Genomic DNA, 15,674 nt, shown 5'->3' on the forward strand with positions numbered 1-15,674 from the left:
GCGATGAAGATGACGATCGTTAACGCCCCTCGTGGGCTGGTGGCGACAGCGACTGCCGGCCACCGGGATCCCGGGCGACATGCCCACCGTACGCCCTCGCCCTGTGGAAACGCACAATCCGGCGCTGGCCGTCAGGGTGCGATGCGGAGGACCCGGATCGCGCTGTCGTCGTGATCGCTGAAGCGGTACCTGAGCCCGGCGAACGGACTGCCGGGAAAGTCCCCGGTGATCGTCGTGGTCACGATGGTGCCGGCGGGAGTGATGTCGACGTCGGTGATCTCGTACGACACCAGCGGCACCTTGCGGCGCCACTCGCGGATCGCCTCGATGCCGCGGTACTCGGTCGACTCGTCCTCGACGACGGCGTCCTGCGCGAAGAGGGCGAAGTAGTCCTCGGAATCCGGCTGGCCGGCGAGTTCGAAGTAGCGGCGAATGATGTCCGGCGTCGCCTGGTTGGCGGTCATTGTTCGGTGTCCCTTCTGGACGGTGCGGGTCGGGTCGGGTCAGACCGTCGGAATGGTGCCGCCGTCGATCACGTGCTCCGCGCCGACGATCGACGAGGCGCGGTCGGAGACCAGGAAGGCCACCAGGTCGGCCACCTCGTCCGGGCGTGCCGGGCGGCCCAGCGGGATACCGCCCAGGGAGTCCATCAACTGCCCGAGGGCGGTGTCGCGGTCGACGCCGTTCCCGGCGGCGAGGCGGTCGACCAGGGCGTCGGCGGCGGTGGTCTGAATGAAGCCGGGTGCCACGCTGTTGACCCGGACGCCGTACGGCGCGACCTCGTTGGCCAGGCCCTTGCTGTACGCGGTCAGCGCCGCCTTGGCGGCCGCGTACCCGAGGGTGGCCTCGTGCATCGGCTTGCGGCGCTGGATCGAGGAGAGGTGCACGATGGCACCGGCGCGCTTCTCGATCATGGATGGAACGAGGTACCGGTCGAGGCGTACCGCGCCGAGGAGGTTGAGGTTCAACTCGTCGGCCCAGGCCTGCTCGGTCAGCGCGGCGAAGCCACCCGCCGGGGCGTGCGACCCGCCGACGACGTGCACGACGATGTCGGCGCCACCCCTCGCCGAGCAGGCGTTCGGCCACCGCCTGCGCGCCGTCGACGCTCGACGTGTCGGCGGCGATGAACCGGTCGGTGAACTCGAACTCCTCGGGCTCACTGCGGGCACTGACCCACACGTCCGCGCCGACCTCGCGCAGCCGGGCGGCGATCGCCGCGCCGGCACCCTTCGTACCGCCGGTCACCAGGGCGCGGCGGCCCTGGAGCGAGTCCCGTGCGGACACCGTTTCGGACATCGGACACCCCTGTCTGCGCAGCATGAAGCGGGCGTCGTCGGGACGCCGTATAGTTGCTTCTGAAACAGAACCTACTGACTTCGACAGTAGCACCGACTCGAAAGAGGGCACATCCGTGGCAGGAAAGATCCGCTTGGAGGACCGCGAGTGCCCGCTGTCCAGCGCGCTGGGCTACGTGGGCGAGTGGTGGACACTTTTGATCCTGCACGACGCCTTCGACGGGTACACCCGGTTCGACCAGTTCCAGGCCAACCTGGGCGTCTCGTCCAGCATCCTGACCAGCCGGCTCAAGACCCTCACCGGCCAGGGGCTGCTCGAACGACGTCGCTACCAGACCAGGCCGGACCGCTACGAGTACGTCCTCACCGACCTCGGCCGCAGCCTGCGGCCCGTCGTGGTCGCCCTGGCCGCGTGGGGCAACTCCCGCCTGGACCCGAGCGAACGCAGCATGATCCTGGTCGACCGGAACACCGGCGTGGAAGCCGATCCGGTCATCGTCGACCGGATCACCGGTCGTCCGCTCGACGACGGCGACTTCGTCTTCGCCGCCGGCCCGGCCGCCAGCGAGATCATGCGCAGGCGCTACGAGCACATCCCGACCCAGTCGGCACCTCTCTGAAGCACGCCTTGGTGGCCGCAGTCGTAAGTTCTTCACGCCGGCAACGCTCTTTCGTCATGACCGGGCGAGGAGTCGGGTCTCCACTGCGTCGGTGACCGCGAGGTGCCGGCGGCGGCTCGGCATCATCATGGTCGGGTGGGAGATGCTCCAGGCCGCGCTAGCGCAGATCATCTCCTTGATGCGGGCGGCGGTCCGACCCGTGATGATGGTGGGCGTGACCTGATCCTCGGGGGTCACGCGCTGGATGATTCCATCGCGGCGTCCGAGGCTGATGCACTGCAAGGAGTAGCCGATCGTGGTCTCGGGAACCTTGCGACCGGTCAAGCGCGCGGCGATGACGTCGGCTGCCAGCCACGCCATCGGGTTTGCCGAGGCGCAGGACATCCGCAGTGGCTTGCCGCCCGCTCCTTCGGCGAGCGCGGCGTCGCCGACGGCGTACACATCGGGGTGCGAGACCGATCGCATACTGGCGTCGACGACGATCCGGCCACTGTCGGACACCTCAAGGGTGGTGGCGGCCGCGATCGGGTGCACGGTGAAACCCGCGGTCCACACGGTCACCTGAGCCTCGATCTTTCTGCCTGCACCGGTGACCACGCCGTTCGCTTCGACGCGCGCGATGTCGGCATGGTCGTGGACCGTGATGCCAAGCCGGTCCAGGGCGCCGCGCAAGTGGCGCTGGGCCTTGTCGCTGAGCCAGCCGCCGACGCGGCCACGGGCGGCGATCGCGACCTCAAGGTCCGGGTGGGCTTCGGCGATCTCGGTGGCTGCCTCGATGCTGGTCAGGCCGCCGCCCACGATCAGCACGGTCCCACCGCGCTTCACCTCGCTCAGGCGCGCCCGCAGCCGGAGAGCGGCCTGCTTGCCGGCCACGTTGTAGGCGTGCTCTGCGACACCGGGGACGCCGTGATCGGTGATGGCGCTGCCCAGGGCGTACACGAGAGTGTCATAGACGAGGGTCTCACCGCCGAGATCGACGGTCTTGCCTTCCACATCGACAGCGGCGACCCGCGCGGTCCGGACCTGTACGCCGGTGCCCGCGTAGACGTCGCGCAGTGGGCGAGGCTGCAGATCCTGCCCGCTCGCGAGCTGGTGCATGCGTACCCGTTCGACGAACTCCGGGTCGCCGTTGACCAGGGTGATCTCGATGTCGTCGCGGTGCAGCCGCTTGGCGAGGCGCCCGGCGGTGTTGGCTCCGGCGTATCCGGCTCCCAGGACGACGATGCGGTGCTTCATGGCTCGCTCCTATCTGGTTGCTTTCACCTCCTGAACCGGACAGGCGCGCGATCCCTGACAGGGAACGAGTGTGAACTGGGTCACCAATTCACCACCAGTGGGCGATGGGGTCCGGCGGCCGCCCACTGGCGCGCGACGCGCTGAAGTTTGTCCGGGTTGACCTGGATGTGGATCGACGCCAGACCGTCGGGGGTCGCATCGAGGCAGAACACGCCGATGACCTGCTCGTCGACCTCCGCCAGCACGGCAGGACCGCCGTTGACGACGACGGCGTAGAAGGCGGGAGTGCCACCGACGAGGGCTCGCTTGGCATCGCTCGGCTGGAACAGAGCACGCAGGTACTTCGCGATGTCCATCGCTCCGATGACCGGGGTCCTGCGGGCATGAACCTTGCCGCCGCCGTCGGCCATGCTGACCGCGTCGTCGACGAGCAGCCGGATCAGCGGCTTGGTGTCGCCACTGAGGGCCGCGGCGAGAAACTCCTCGACGATCTTCCGGGCGGCGACCGCATCGATCTCCGTGCGGGATCGTTCGACAGCCAGATGCTGCCTGGCACGCCGGTAGATCTGCTGGCAGTTCGACTCGGTGATGTCCAGAATCTCCGCGATCTCGCGGTGCGCGTACCCGAACGCCTCGCGCAGCACATACACCACGCGCTCATTGGGGGACAGCCGCTCCATCAGGGTGAGCATCGCCATGGAGACCGACTCGCGCTGCTCGAGGGTGTCGGCGGGGCCGAGTATCCGATCTCCGTCCAGCACCGGCTCAGGGAGCCACTGCCCCACGTACGTCTCCCGCCTGGCCCGCGCCGAGGTGAGCTGGTTGAGGCAGAGATTGGTGACCACCTTCGTCAGCCACGCTTCGGGCGTCTCGATCCGTTCCCGGTCCGCCGCATGCCAGCGCAGGTACGTATCCTGCACCGCGTCCTCCGCATCACCGGCCGATCCCAGCAGCCGATAGGCGATCGCCTCCAAGCGGCCCCTGGAGCTCTCGAACAGATCGGCCTCGTGCGTGCGTAGCGACATTGCCCCATGATTGATCATGCGCGCAGGCCGCGTCGACGCGCCCCAGACACCCTGGATCACCCATGTGAGACCGTGGCCAGGGATGCGGGCCCTGCCGTACTGGACCCCGCCGCATGACCCTCGAAGGATTTACACCTCAGACCACTTAGTGCTGGTGCGGCCGGTTTCGGACGAGGGCGAGGGCGAGCACGGCGGTCGCGAGGAAGACGATGCCGTTGACCCGCAGGCCGGCCTGCACGCCGGCGGTCAGTGCCTCGGCGAGCGCGGACCGGACCGGTTCGGGCAGCGCCGGGTCACCGGTGGCGCCGCCGGCCACCGCCGTCCGCACCGCCGTCCAGGTCGGCTCGCCCACCTGGTGAGCGGCGAGCCGGTCGGGCAGGTCGGCCAGCATCGTGGTGGTGAGCAACGTGCCCAGCAGGGACGAGCCGAGCACCGAGCCGACCTGGCGGGCGGCGTTGACCGCACCGGAGGCCATCCCGGCCTGGGCGGGCGCGACGCTGGCCAGCGCCGCCGCGGTCGCCGGGGCCACCACCAGGGCGCTGGCGGCGCCGAACAGGGCCAGCAGCGGCCAGCGGTGGTCGAACGGGGTGGTCGGGCCCTGGGCGGCCAGACCGAAGCTGGCCAGGGCACCGAGGACGAGACCGGCGGTGAGGGGGGCCTTGAACCCGGTGCGGCGGATCGCACGCCCGGCGGCGAAGGCGGCGACCGCGTAGACACCGAAGAGCACCAGCATCCGCCAGCCGGTGTCCAACGGGCTGAGCGCCTGAGCACGCTCGTGGAACAGGACGAGCAGGATCGCCACACCGGTGAAGCCGAACAGCGACACCGCCGCGACGACCATGACGGCGCTGAACGACGCGGACCGGAACAACCGTACGTCGAGCATCGGCGCGCTGGTACGCAGCTCGACCAGCACGAACCCGACCAGCGCGGCGGCGGAGACGATCCAGGTCGTCGCCACGACCGGGCTGGTGTAGCCGTCCCGGCCGCCCCTGATCATGGCGTAGACGGCGGCGGCGATGGCGATGGTGCCGAGCAGCAGACCCGGCACGTCCAGGCGGCCCGCGCCCTGCCGGGACTCAGCCACCCCGATCGCGGCCACGACGAGGGTGACCACACCCAGCACGATCGTCGACAGGAAGACGCTGTGCCAGTGAAAGTGCCGCAGCAGGGTGCCGGCGATCAGCGGCCCGACCGCCAGGCCGATGCCGGAGGCGGCCGACCAGGCGGTGATGACCTCGGTGCGTCGGTGCGGGTCGGTGAAGGTCGCGCCGAGGATCGCCAGGCTGTTCGGCAGGATGAGGGCCCCGCCGAGGCCCGCCACCAACTGCCCGGCGATCACCCAGGCCGCGGTGGGGGCCGCGGCGACGACGGCGCCACCAACGATCATGGCGATGACGCCGGCGGCGAACATCCGCCTGCGCCCGTACCGGTTGCCCAATGTGGCGGCGGACAGGACCAGGCTCGCCACCACCAGGGTGTAGGCGCTGGGGATCCAGATCAGGGTGGTCGGGTCGACGCCCAGGTCGCGCTGGATGGTGGTCAGGGCGGAGACCGTCGCGGTGATCTGGAGGAACGTGATCATCGCGCCCAGGCACATGGCGATCAGGGTCACCGCGCGGGAGCCGCGAACGGATGGACGCGCGGTGGCGGTCGGCGCGGGTGCGCTCGCGTGCGGCGGGCGTGCTGATCCGATCGGGGCCGTGGTGCGCTGGTCGGTCACAGGGGGTCCTAAGGTTCGGTCCACGCGGGTGCCGGGGTCGACGGCGACGGCGGGGAGGCGGACGGCGCCGGTCAGGCAGCGCCGGCTGACGTGGGCTGACTTGCCCATAGCGAAGCCAGAGCCCAGTCAAGCACCTGACTAGCAGTTGCGCAAGTCAGGCCGTACGCTGGTGGCATGGCGGATCTACGTGACGACCGCGACTCCTGGTCGATGGCGAACTGCTCGGTCGCCCGCGCGATGGACATCGTCGGCAGCAGATCGACCATGCTGATCATGCGGGAGGCATTGCTCGGTACGCGCCGTTTCGACGACTTCGTCCGTCGGGTCGGGGTCGGCGAGCCGGCCATGGCCGCCCGGCTCAAGGAACTGGTCGGCGCCGGCCTGCTCGAACGGATCCCCTACCGGGAGCCGGGGCAGCGCACCCGCCACGAATACCAGCTCACCCCCAAGGGCCGTGAACTGCTGCCGGTGGTCACCGCCCTGCGCAACTGGGGTGACACCTGGGCCGCCGACGAAACCGGCCCCGGCCTCCTCGTCACCCACCACGGTTGCGGCAAGCCGATCCGCGCGGTGCTCCGCTGCGAAGCCGGCCACGACGTCAAAGACGACGAGACCGACATCCTCGCCGGGCCGGGCCTGATCCGGCGCGGGTGACCGCAGGCGTCATCCGGCCGGTTCGAAGACGGCCCGTACGCAGCCGTCGATCCTGTTCTTGAACATGCTGTAGCCCTGCGGAGCCTGGTCGAGCGGCATGGTGTGGGTCGCCAGGTGCTCGGTGACCAGTTCGTCGCGCGCCATCCGTTCGAGCAGCATCGGAATGTAGCGGTGGCCGTGCTGCTGGGCGCCGCGCAGCGTGAGGCCCTTGTTCATCACCGCGCCGAGCGGGAACCTGTCCACCAGACCGGCGTAGACACCGAGCAGGAACACGCTGCCACCCTTGCGGCAGTTGTGGATGGCGTCCTGGGCGGCTACCGGCGCGTCCGGCTCCAGCCTCAACTGCTGCCTGATCTGGTCGTACCAGGACTGCGGGCCGGTGCTGTGCGACTCCATCCCGACCGCCTCGATGCACACGTCCGGCCCCCGCCCGCCGCTGCGTTCCAGCAGCTCGCCGCCCACATCGTGGCTCTGGTAGTTGAGGGTCTCCACCCCCAGGTGCGTCTCCGCCATCCGTAGCCGGTCGTCGAAGCGGTCGATCACGATCACCCGTTCGGCGCCCAGCAGCACCGCTGCCCGCGCCGCCATCTGGCCCACCCCGCCGGCGCCCCACACCGCCACCACGTCACCGGGCCGGACACCGCCCAGGTCGGCGCCCATCCACCCGGTGGGAGCGGCGTCGGAGGCGAACAGCGCACGCTCGTCGCTCACCCCGTCCGGAACCGGGAACGCCCCCTGGTCCGCGTACGGGACCCGGATGTACTCCGCGTGACTGCCCGCGAAGCCGCCGAGGGCGTGCGAGTAGCCGTAGCAGCCGCCGGGCACCAGGCCCCGCGGGCTCTCGATGACCGCCGGGTTGGTGTTGCCGTTGTCGCACAGCGAGAACTGCTGCTGCTGGCAGTACCAACAGCGACCGCACGAGATGAACGAGCAGACCACCACCCGGTCCCCCACCCGGTGCCTACGCACCTGGGGGCCGACCTCGACCACCTCACCCAGGAACTCGTGGCCGAGGACGTCGCCGCGCTCCATGAAGGGGAGGTAGCCGCCCAGCAGGTGCAGGTCGGAGCCGCAGGTCACCGTCTTGCGTACCTTGATGATCGCGTCCTGCTCGTTGCGCAGCTGCGGCTCCGGCACCTGGGTCACCGCCAGCTCGTCGGCGCCCTGCCACACCAGTGCCTTCACCGCCGCCCCTCCTGTCGGCCCTGCCGTCTCACCGTCCGGTCCGACGCTAGCGGCGGGCCGGCGCGGCGGCGGTGGTTCAGCCGGGTTGCTGCCAGGCGGCGAGGAGGAGCCCAAAATGACGGCAAAGTACCCGTGACGTTACGAGCTTGTTTCCAAGGTTTCCGGCAGGTTACGAGCGCTTCTCGGCGATCGATACCGCTCCTACGTTTCGGCCACCGTCATCAGTCGTGGCGGCCGGCACCGAACGTGGAGGCAACGACGTGCCACAACCGAACGCACATCGGACCGGACGGACGGCGGCGGGTGAACCGGCGCGGGCCGCGGGGGCGATGGCCGAGCTGGAGGCCGGCATCGAGGGCCGCGACGCGCCACTCGCCCTGGCCGTCCTGCGCCGGTGCCGGGAGCTCGTTCCGGACTGACGCGTGGTGTGCCGCCGACGGAGGAGCCGCCGACGGCACACCACAATGGATCAGAGAACGATCTGGTGCACCCGGTCGTCGACGCCGCGTACCGCCAGCCAGGCGCTGCCGTCGGCGCCTGCCGCGGCGCCCGGTGCGCCCCGGAACCCGTCGGTGGCGAACTCGCCACGACGGAACCAGCCGCCCCACGCCCCGTCGACCAGGTTGCGCTGCCAGAGCCGGTTGTCGGCGGCCAGCGCGAAGAGGTAGACCCGCCCCTCGGTGGCCAGCAGGGTCGGGCTGCCGCTGGTGGTGCCGCCCAGGCTCGTCCAGGCCGACCAGGTGGTGCCGGTCCGGCTGCGCCACCACACCTCGTCGGTCCGGCTGCGGACCGCGACGTGCAGCACGCCGGCGTCGTCGACGACGGCACTCGGCCGGCCGTAGATCGGCCGGTCGTCGGGCGCGCCGATGCCCGTCCAGCCGCTGCTCGGGGTCCGCGACCACAGCTTGCCGTCGGCACCGCGGACGATCAGCGTCCACTGGGTCGGGCTGGTCCAGGCCACCGTGGGCCCGTCGGTCACCGTGCCGCCGAGGCTCCGCCACGGCCCCCACTTGCCGGCGACGTAACTGCGCTGCCAGGCCGCGTTGTCGGTGCCCCGTACGAAGACGTCGATCCGCCCGCCGGCGGAGCCGTACGCGGCCGGCTGGCCGAGGATCCGGCCGCCGACCGGGCCGCCGAGGGACGTCCACCAGGTCCCCCAGGTCGCACCCGAGCGGGTGTTCACCGCCAACGCGCCCTGCGCCGTGCGGACGAAGGCGGTGGCGTGCGTGTCGTCCACCCGGACCAGCGCGGGGCTGGCGCTGGCGGTGCCGCCGAGGCTGGCACCGGCGCCCTGGTCGGCGCCGGTCAGGCCGAGCATGGCCACCCCGTGCGCCGGAACCTGGACGGTGTACGAGCCGGTGAACGGCTGGACCCCGGCCGTGCCGGGCTCGGCGTCGACGGTGGTGCGGGCCCACAGGTCGCGGACCGCGACCGGCCCGCCGAGCGCGACGTCAGCGAAGTTGACGGTGATCTCCTGAGCGGTGTCGTGCCGATTCAGCAGCGCGACCGCCCGCCGGCCGGAGCCGGTGAGCACCTTGCTCCAGACCTGCGCGTCGACCCCGGTGTCGGCGACCTTGACGCCCTGCCGGACCAGCCGGTCCTGGTTCACCGCGATGATCTCCGGGTTGGTCAGCGCCGAAATCATCTCGCTGGGCAGGCCGCGCGGATCGGAGCCGATGACCAGCGGGGCGGCCATGATGGACCACATGCCGAGCTGCGTCTTGGACTCCTCCAGGCTCAGCTCGTATCCGCCGCCGGGCAGCGGACGCATCGGCAGCAGGTAGTCCGGGTCGTTGTAGTGCCCCGGCCCGGTGGCCGCCGGGTGGTACGCGTTGACGTCCATGTTGCGCAGCACCCACGGGAACGCCCACTGCGGCGTCGGGTCGGTGAGCCCCACGTCCGTGTAGGTCCGCCAGGAGTCGGCGACGGTGGGCGCGTACGTGTAGGTCCAGGTGGAGAGCTGCTCCGGGGTGTACGGGCCGCCGCCCCAGTCGGAGCTGACCGGGTTGCAGATGTTCAGCAGCATCGGCCGAGGCGACTGGCGTACCGCGTCGGCGAGCTCGCGGAAGGTCGCCTCCGGGTCGAGGCCCGCGGCGCGGCCGCAGAGCCAGTCGGCCTTGAGCGCGTCGAACCCCCAGCCGGCGAACTGGGCCACGTCGGCCCGGTAGTGGCCGTTGCTGCCCAGCCCGCACTGCCCGGGCAGGTACGGCCCGGCGTCGGTGTAGATGCCGGCCTTCATGCCCTTGCTGTGGATGTACGCGGCCAGCGCGCCCATCCCGCCGGGAAACCGGGCCGGGTCGGCGACCAGCCGGCCGGCCTCGTCACGGGGGGTGGGCGCGGCCCAGTTGCCGTCGATCCAGACGTAGGTGTAGCCGGCGTCCCGCAGGCCGCTGCTGACCATGAAGTCGGTGACCGATCGGACCTCGGCCTCGGTGGGATCGCCACCGAGGCCGAAGTAGGTGTTCCAGCCCTGGTAGGGCGTCGGGGCCAGCCCGCTGTTGAAGAAGGTCGGGGCGCCCTGGTCCTCGGCGCCGGTGGCGGCGGGGGCGTGGCCGGGCCGGCCGTGGCCGTGGGCCGGGGACGGATCGCTGTGCGGTGGGCCGGCCGTGGCCGGCAGTGGGCCGACCAGGCCCAGGCCGAGCACGGCCAGGGCGACGGTCAGCGGTCGGATCAGGCGCATGGGGGGTACTCCTGTCCCTCGGGGGTGGGGTGCGGTGGTGCCCCGGCCTCAGTCGCGGCGCAGCACGATGAGGTCGGCGTCGTGGGTCGCGCTCCAGTGCACCGGCAGGCCGACCGAGCTGAGGTGGCTGCCGGAGTAGTGCTGGTCGCCGTGCCGGTAGCGGGCGGCCGGGTCGAGGCCCCGCAATGGCAGCCGGACCGGGCGGGACGGGAGCAGGCCAGCGCCGTCGAGCCGGCCGGTGTGCCAGGCCAGCACGACCACCCGGCGCTCGTCCGGCGCGGTGTACTGCACCGCACAGCGAGCCTGGTCGGGGCCGCCGATCAGGTGCGCCTCGCCGTACGTGACGACGTCCCGGATCTCCTTGTACCGGGCGATCCAGCAGGCCGCCTCGGCCCGCTCGGCGGCGCTCCAGGCCCGGATGTCCGCGCCGATGCCGAGCACGCCGGCCATCGCGAGCACGAACCGGAACGCCAACGAGCGCGGACGCGGATCGAAGAGGCCGGGCGCGTCGGTGACCCAGGAGCTGAGCAGGTGCGGGGCGTTGGCGTGCAGGAAGCCGTACTGGATGGCCAGCCGGTCGAGCGGGCCGGTGTTGTCGCTGGGCCAGAACACGTCGGCGCGGGCGGCCATCGCCAGGTCGGTCCGCGCGCCCCCGCCGGCACACGCCTCGATCAGCACGCCGGGGTGGTTCCGGCGCAACCGCTCGTAGATCCGGTGCAGGTTGGTCACGTGCGCGCCGTCCAGGTCGAGCGGGCCGACCCCGCCCGGGCGCCCCGGCTCGGTACGCGGCCGGTTGAAGTCCCACTTCAGGTAGTCGATGTCGTACCGGCGGAGCAGACCGTCCACGGTGGAGTGGACGAACTCGGCGACCTCCGGCCGGCCCAGGTCGAGCAGGTACTGGTTGCGTACGGGGGTGAGCGGACGGCCGTGGACGGCGTAGACCCACTCCGGGTGCTCGGCGTAGAGCCGGGACCGTGGGTTGACGCACTCCGGCTCGACCCAGAGCCCGAAGTTCAGCCCGAGCGCGCGGACGTCGGCGATGAACGCGTCGAACCCGGCCGGGAACTTCGTCGGATCCGGCGTCCAGTCGCCCAGCCCGGCGGTGTCGTCGTCGCGGCCGACGAACCAGCCGTCGTCCACCACGAACGTCTCCACGCCCAGCTCGGCGGCGATCTCGGCGAGCGCCAACTGGCTCTTCGCCTCGACCGCGAAGTAGGTGGCCTCCCACGAGTTGTAGAGCACCGGGCGCGGCGTCAGCCGCTCCCCGGCGAGCAGCCGCTGGTGGGTGTGCCAGACCCGGGCCAGGCCGTCCAGGCCGTCCGGGCTGTACGCCCCGGTAACCATCGGCAGGGTCAGCCGGTCGCCGGGGGCCAGCTCCAGCGGGCCGTCGACCAACTGGCGGCCGGCGCGGACCCGGGTCAGGCCACCGGTGTCCCGCTCGGCGCTGATCTCCCACGAGCCGGTCCAGGCCAGCGCCGTCCCCCAGGTGGGGCCGGCCGGCTCGGCGGTGTCCCGCACGGCCAGCCAGGGAACGTGCAGGTGCCCGGGTACGCCCTGCGAGCTGCCGATGGTGAACGTGCCGTGGCCCAGCTCGACGTGGGAGAGCTGGAACTCCTGCGCCCACTGCCCCCACTGGTGGCTGAGCAGCGCGCCGTGCGGCGTCGGCACACAGAACCCGGCCGACCCGGCCCGCACGACCCGCAGCGGGCCGCTGCCCTCGTTGGTCAGCTCGACCCACCGCTGCACCACGTCGGTGCCGGCGGGCACCCGGTAGTGCACGGTGGCCCGCAGCCCGGTCACCGGGTCGGCGAAACCGACCGCCAGCTCCCGCTGGTCGGCGTCGACCCGCACGTCGGTGTGGCCGAAGCCCACCCGGCGCTCCCCGCTGGCCGTCTCCACCGCCAGGTCGGCGCCGGTGAACGGCCGGTCGGCGTCGGTCGCGTACTCGATCGGGGCGGCGTCCCCGGCGGTGAGGAACGGTACCGGGCCGTCGTAGGCGACCGGGGAGGGGCCGTCGGAGACGCCGTGCGGACCCCACGCGACAAGCTCCAGCCAGCGGCCGTGCGCCGGCACGGTCACGGTGTACTCGGTGTGCGCGCCGCGCAGCGTCCAGCGCTGCCCGCCCGGCGCGGGGGCGGTCACTTGACCGCCCCGAGCGCCAGGCCGGAGACGAAGTGCCGCTGAAAGCGCAGGAAGACCGCGACGGTGGGTACGGCCGCGATGACCGTGCCGGCAGCGATGACGTTCCAGGACGAGACGAACTGACCCTGGAGGCCGAGCAGTGCCGGGGTGACCGGCATGTTGTCGTCGGTGCGCAGCACGGTGATCGCCCAGAGCAGGTCGTTGAAGATCCAGGTGAAGGAGAGCGCCCCGAGCGCGGCCAGCGCGGGCCTGGTCAGCGGCAGCATCACCCGGGTGAAGATCTGCGCCGTGCCGGCACCGTCGATCGTGGCCGCCTCCTGGATCTCACCCGGCAGGTCCCGCATGAAGCCGTGCAGGACGAAGGTGTAGAAGCCGAGCCCGAAGCCGACCTGCACCGCGATCAGCGCCCACAGCGTGTCGTACAGGCCGGTCAGCTCGCTGAACTTGGCCACCGGGATGAGCAGGATCTGCGGTGGCAGGAGGTTGCCGGCGAGCATCAGCAGCAGGATGGTCCGGCGGCCGGGGATCCGGAAGCGGCTCAGCGCGAACGCGGCCATCGCGGCCAGCCCCAGGCTCAGCGCCACCGACGGGATGGTGACCAGCATGCTGTTGATGAGCGCGCGCAGCTCGCCGCCGTCGGTCCACGCCTGTCGGTAGGTGTCCAGGGTGAACGAGCGGGGCAGGCTGCCGACCCCGTGCGCGGCGATGTCGTCGAACGACCGGGTGGACATCACCACGACCCAGAGCACCGGGCCCAGCCAGAGCAGCGAGAGCAGAATCATGCCGGTGTGGAAGGCCCCGGTGCGGAGCTTGTTCATCACGCTTCCTCCCGGAACGCGCGGATCAGGTAGCCGAGGATGACCGCCAGCGCCAGCACGAAGATCACGACGGCGATCGCGGAGGCGTAGCCCAGGCGCAGGCTCTGGAACGCGGTCGAGTACATGTAGGTGCTGAGCAGCTCCGACGAGTGGTACGGCCCGCCCTTGGTCAGCGACCAGACGATGTCGAACGACCGCAGCGAGTCGATCACGATGACCGAGAGCACGACGGCGTTGACCCCCTTGAGCTGGGGGATGGTCACGTGCCGCAGCCGCTGCCAGGCGTTGGCGCCGTCCATCCGGGCCGCCTCGTGCAGCGCCGGGTCGATCGCCTTCAGCCCGGCCAGGAACAGCACCATCACGTACCCGATCTGCCGCCACAGCGCGGGCAGGATCACCGCGTACAGCGCGGTCTGCGGGTCGGCGAGCCAGGGCCGGATCAGCTGCTCCAGGCCGACCGACCGCAGGAACGAGTCGAGCAGCCCGTCGGGTTGGTAGAAGACCCGCCAGACCAGCGCGGTCACCACCAGCGAGAAGACCACCGGGGTGAACAGCGCGGCCCGGTAGAAGCCGACCCCGCGCCGTTCCCGTTGCAGGACCAGCGCCATGCCGAAGCCGCCCAGCACGGAGAGGCCGCCGAAGAGGACCAGCCAGATCACCGTGTTGAGCAGCGCGCCCCGGAAGGTGGCGTCGCCGGCCATCTCCACGTAGTTGTCGACGCCGACGAAGGTGGGCGGCGACATGCCGTCCCAGCGGGTGAGGGAGAACCAGAAGCCCTGGATCGCCGGCCAGAAGACCCAGACGCTCTCGACCAGGAACGGTACGAGGACGAACGCCACCAGCAGCGGCGACAGTCGAGCCGACCGTCGCCGCCGCCGGGTGGGGGTGACCGAAGTCGTGGAGATCGTTGCTGTCACGTCAGCCCTTGAAGACCTTCTCGGCGCCGCTCTGCCACTCCCGCAGGATCGCGTCGATCTGGTCCGGCTTGTCCATGAACTTGGTCAGCGCGGTGTCCGCGGTCGGCTGGAGCGCGTCGCTGGAGTCGCGGTTGAAGAACTGGGTCAGCTCCTTGGCGCCGTCGAGCATCGCCTTGCCCTTGACCACGAGCGGCGAGTCGGACGCCTTGGCCTTCGGGTTGGCCGGCAGCACGATTCCGGAGCTGGCCTTGACGTACGCCTCCTGCGCCTCGACGCCGGCCAGGTAGGTGAGCAGAGCCTTGGTGCCGGTGGAGTTGGCGGTCTTGGCGCTGGCGAAGAAGCCGTCGGTCGGGGCCTCCTCGGCCACCGGCACCGCCGGGTCGATGATCGGGAACTGGAAGAAGTCCAGGTCGCCGAGAGCATCCTTGGGCGCCGCGTCGGCGAAGAAGGTGCCGATCAGGAACATGCCGGTCTTGCCGGCCAGCAGGGCAGTGGTCGCCTCCTGGAACGGGTAGGCCTTGCCCTTGGGGTCGAAGTAGGGCAGGGCCTCGCGCCAGCGGGTGAAGACAGCCTTGACCCTGGGGTCGTCGAAGCGCTGCTTGCCGGCGAGCAGCTCGCGGTGGAACGGAGCGCCGTTGATCCGGATGTTGAGGTAGTCGAACCAGGCGGACGCCACCCACGGGGTGTCGCCGAGACCGATGCCGATGGGCGGGATGCCCTTGCTCTTCAGCGTCTCGCACAGCGCCAGGAACTCGGTCCAGGTCTTCGGCTCCCGCACGCCCCACTTGGCGAAGTTGGACTTGCGGTAGAAGAAGCCCCACCAGTAGTTGTTCATCGGCACGAAGACCTGCTTGCCGCTGGCGTCGGTGGAGAGGGTGCGTAGCGACTGGGGGTAGTCGCCCAGCGACTTCCAGACGTCGGAGACGTCCAGCAGGAGGTTGCGGCTGGCGTAGTCGTTGGCGACCGAGCCCGCGTACCAGGTGTAGAGGTCCGGCGGGTTGGCCGAGGTCAGGTACGTCGGCAGCTGGGTCCGGAAGGTCTCCGAGGCGATCGTGTTGAGGCTCGCCGTGCCCTTGCCCTGCGCGTTGAAGTTCGCGATCAGCTTCTCCATCGCCGCCTTGGCCTGCGGCGAGGAGAGGTTGGACTGGATGGTGACCGCGCCGGAGCCGTTGCCCGCCGTCGGCCCGCTCGCGGAGCTGGCGCACGCGCTGAGGAACGAGCTGGCGCCGAGGGCGCCCAGGCCGGCGAGCCCGAGGTGGCCAAGGAATCGCCGGCGACCGGGGTCGAAGTCGCTCACGGGGGTGTCCTTCCTCTACGACACGTAGCGTCACGGCGCAATGTGTCGGCCATGTGAATGGTGTGACCAGAAGGTTGCATCG

At 71.0% G+C, this 15,674-nt stretch carries 14 protein-coding genes; 3 read left to right on the forward strand and 11 right to left on the reverse strand.

From position 1 onward, the window contains the following. Positions 1-131: 131 nt before the first annotated feature. Together ACWD5O_RS10065 and ACWD5O_RS10070 are read right to left on the reverse strand one after the other, a co-directional pair. A complete protein-coding gene (locus ACWD5O_RS10065; protein WP_450085074.1) occupies positions 132-464 on the reverse strand; it encodes a nuclear transport factor 2 family protein in 333 nt (110 codons plus the stop codon). Between the two features lie 39 nt (positions 465-503). Further along, a complete protein-coding gene (locus ACWD5O_RS10070) occupies positions 504-1,226 on the reverse strand; it encodes an oxidoreductase (protein ID WP_450085075.1) in 723 nt (240 codons plus the stop codon). A 185-nt stretch (positions 1,227-1,411) separates the two neighbouring features. Between ACWD5O_RS10070 and ACWD5O_RS10075 the strand changes: the two genes are divergently transcribed. Continuing rightward, positions 1,412-1,915 carry a winged helix-turn-helix transcriptional regulator gene (locus ACWD5O_RS10075; protein ID WP_387323021.1) on the forward strand — a complete coding sequence of 168 codons (504 nt, stop codon included), beginning with the start codon at positions 1,412-1,414 and terminating at the stop codon, positions 1,913-1,915. A gap of 54 nt (positions 1,916-1,969) precedes the next feature. On the opposite strand, the gene ACWD5O_RS10080 is transcribed toward ACWD5O_RS10075, so the two are convergent. The 3 genes from ACWD5O_RS10080 to ACWD5O_RS10090 form a co-directional block, all read right to left on the reverse strand. Then, positions 1,970-3,151 (reverse strand): NAD(P)/FAD-dependent oxidoreductase, encoded by a 1,182-nt coding sequence (locus tag ACWD5O_RS10080; RefSeq protein WP_450085076.1) that lies wholly within the window; start codon positions 3,149-3,151, stop codon positions 1,970-1,972. Between the two features lie 80 nt (positions 3,152-3,231). After that, positions 3,232-4,176, reverse strand: a complete 945-nt coding sequence (locus ACWD5O_RS10085; protein ID WP_449935857.1) for an RNA polymerase sigma-70 factor — start codon at positions 4,174-4,176, stop codon at positions 3,232-3,234. Positions 4,177-4,321: 145 nt separating this feature from the next. Further along, on the reverse strand, positions 4,322-5,899 hold the full coding sequence (locus tag ACWD5O_RS10090; RefSeq protein WP_450085077.1) for an MFS transporter: 1,578 nt from the start codon (positions 5,897-5,899) through the stop codon (positions 4,322-4,324). A gap of 174 nt (positions 5,900-6,073) precedes the next feature. On the opposite strand from ACWD5O_RS10090, the gene ACWD5O_RS10095 reads away from it, so the two are divergent. Next, the gene (locus ACWD5O_RS10095; RefSeq protein ID WP_354964500.1) at positions 6,074-6,553 is read left to right on the forward strand and encodes a winged helix-turn-helix transcriptional regulator; all 480 of its coding nucleotides are present in this window, start codon (positions 6,074-6,076) and stop codon (positions 6,551-6,553) included. Positions 6,554-6,562: 9 nt separating this feature from the next. Here ACWD5O_RS10095 and ACWD5O_RS10100 read toward each other — a convergent pair whose 3' ends face one another. Next, complete coding sequence (locus tag ACWD5O_RS10100) at positions 6,563-7,738, reverse strand: zinc-dependent alcohol dehydrogenase (RefSeq protein ID WP_450085078.1); 1,176 nt, start codon at positions 7,736-7,738, stop codon at positions 6,563-6,565. A 260-nt stretch (positions 7,739-7,998) separates the two neighbouring features. Here ACWD5O_RS10100 and ACWD5O_RS10105 point away from each other — a divergent pair, with 260 nt between their 5' ends. Then, positions 7,999-8,157 carry a hypothetical protein gene (locus ACWD5O_RS10105; RefSeq protein ID WP_450085079.1) on the forward strand — a complete coding sequence of 53 codons (159 nt, stop codon included), beginning with the start codon at positions 7,999-8,001 and terminating at the stop codon, positions 8,155-8,157. 50 nt (positions 8,158-8,207) lie between these two features. Here ACWD5O_RS10105 and ACWD5O_RS10110 read toward each other — a convergent pair whose 3' ends face one another. The 5 genes from ACWD5O_RS10110 to ACWD5O_RS10130 are packed head-to-tail and all read right to left on the reverse strand — an operon-like array spanning position 8,208 to position 15,592. Further along, on the reverse strand, positions 8,208-10,418 hold the full coding sequence (locus ACWD5O_RS10110; RefSeq protein ID WP_450085080.1) for a glycoside hydrolase family 27 protein: 2,211 nt from the start codon (positions 10,416-10,418) through the stop codon (positions 8,208-8,210). Between the two features lie 48 nt (positions 10,419-10,466). Continuing rightward, positions 10,467-12,560 (reverse strand): alpha-galactosidase, encoded by a 2,094-nt coding sequence (locus tag ACWD5O_RS10115; RefSeq protein WP_450085081.1) that lies wholly within the window; start codon positions 12,558-12,560, stop codon positions 10,467-10,469. After that, positions 12,557-13,378: a carbohydrate ABC transporter permease gene (locus ACWD5O_RS10120; protein ID WP_354964495.1), complete on the reverse strand. Its 822-nt coding sequence runs from the start codon at positions 13,376-13,378 to the stop codon at positions 12,557-12,559. Before ACWD5O_RS10120 ends, ACWD5O_RS10115 begins: the two co-directional genes overlap by 4 nt. Then, positions 13,378-14,295 (reverse strand): carbohydrate ABC transporter permease, encoded by a 918-nt coding sequence (locus tag ACWD5O_RS10125; protein ID WP_354964494.1) that lies wholly within the window; start codon positions 14,293-14,295, stop codon positions 13,378-13,380. The genes ACWD5O_RS10120 and ACWD5O_RS10125 overlap by 1 nt, the downstream gene beginning before the upstream one ends. 1 nt (position 14,296) lies before the next feature. Further along, complete coding sequence (locus tag ACWD5O_RS10130) at positions 14,297-15,592, reverse strand: ABC transporter substrate-binding protein (protein ID WP_387323004.1); 1,296 nt, start codon at positions 15,590-15,592, stop codon at positions 14,297-14,299. Positions 15,593-15,674: the final 82 nt, after the last annotated feature.

It is taken from the genome of Micromonospora sp. NPDC005161 (assembly GCF_053599855.1).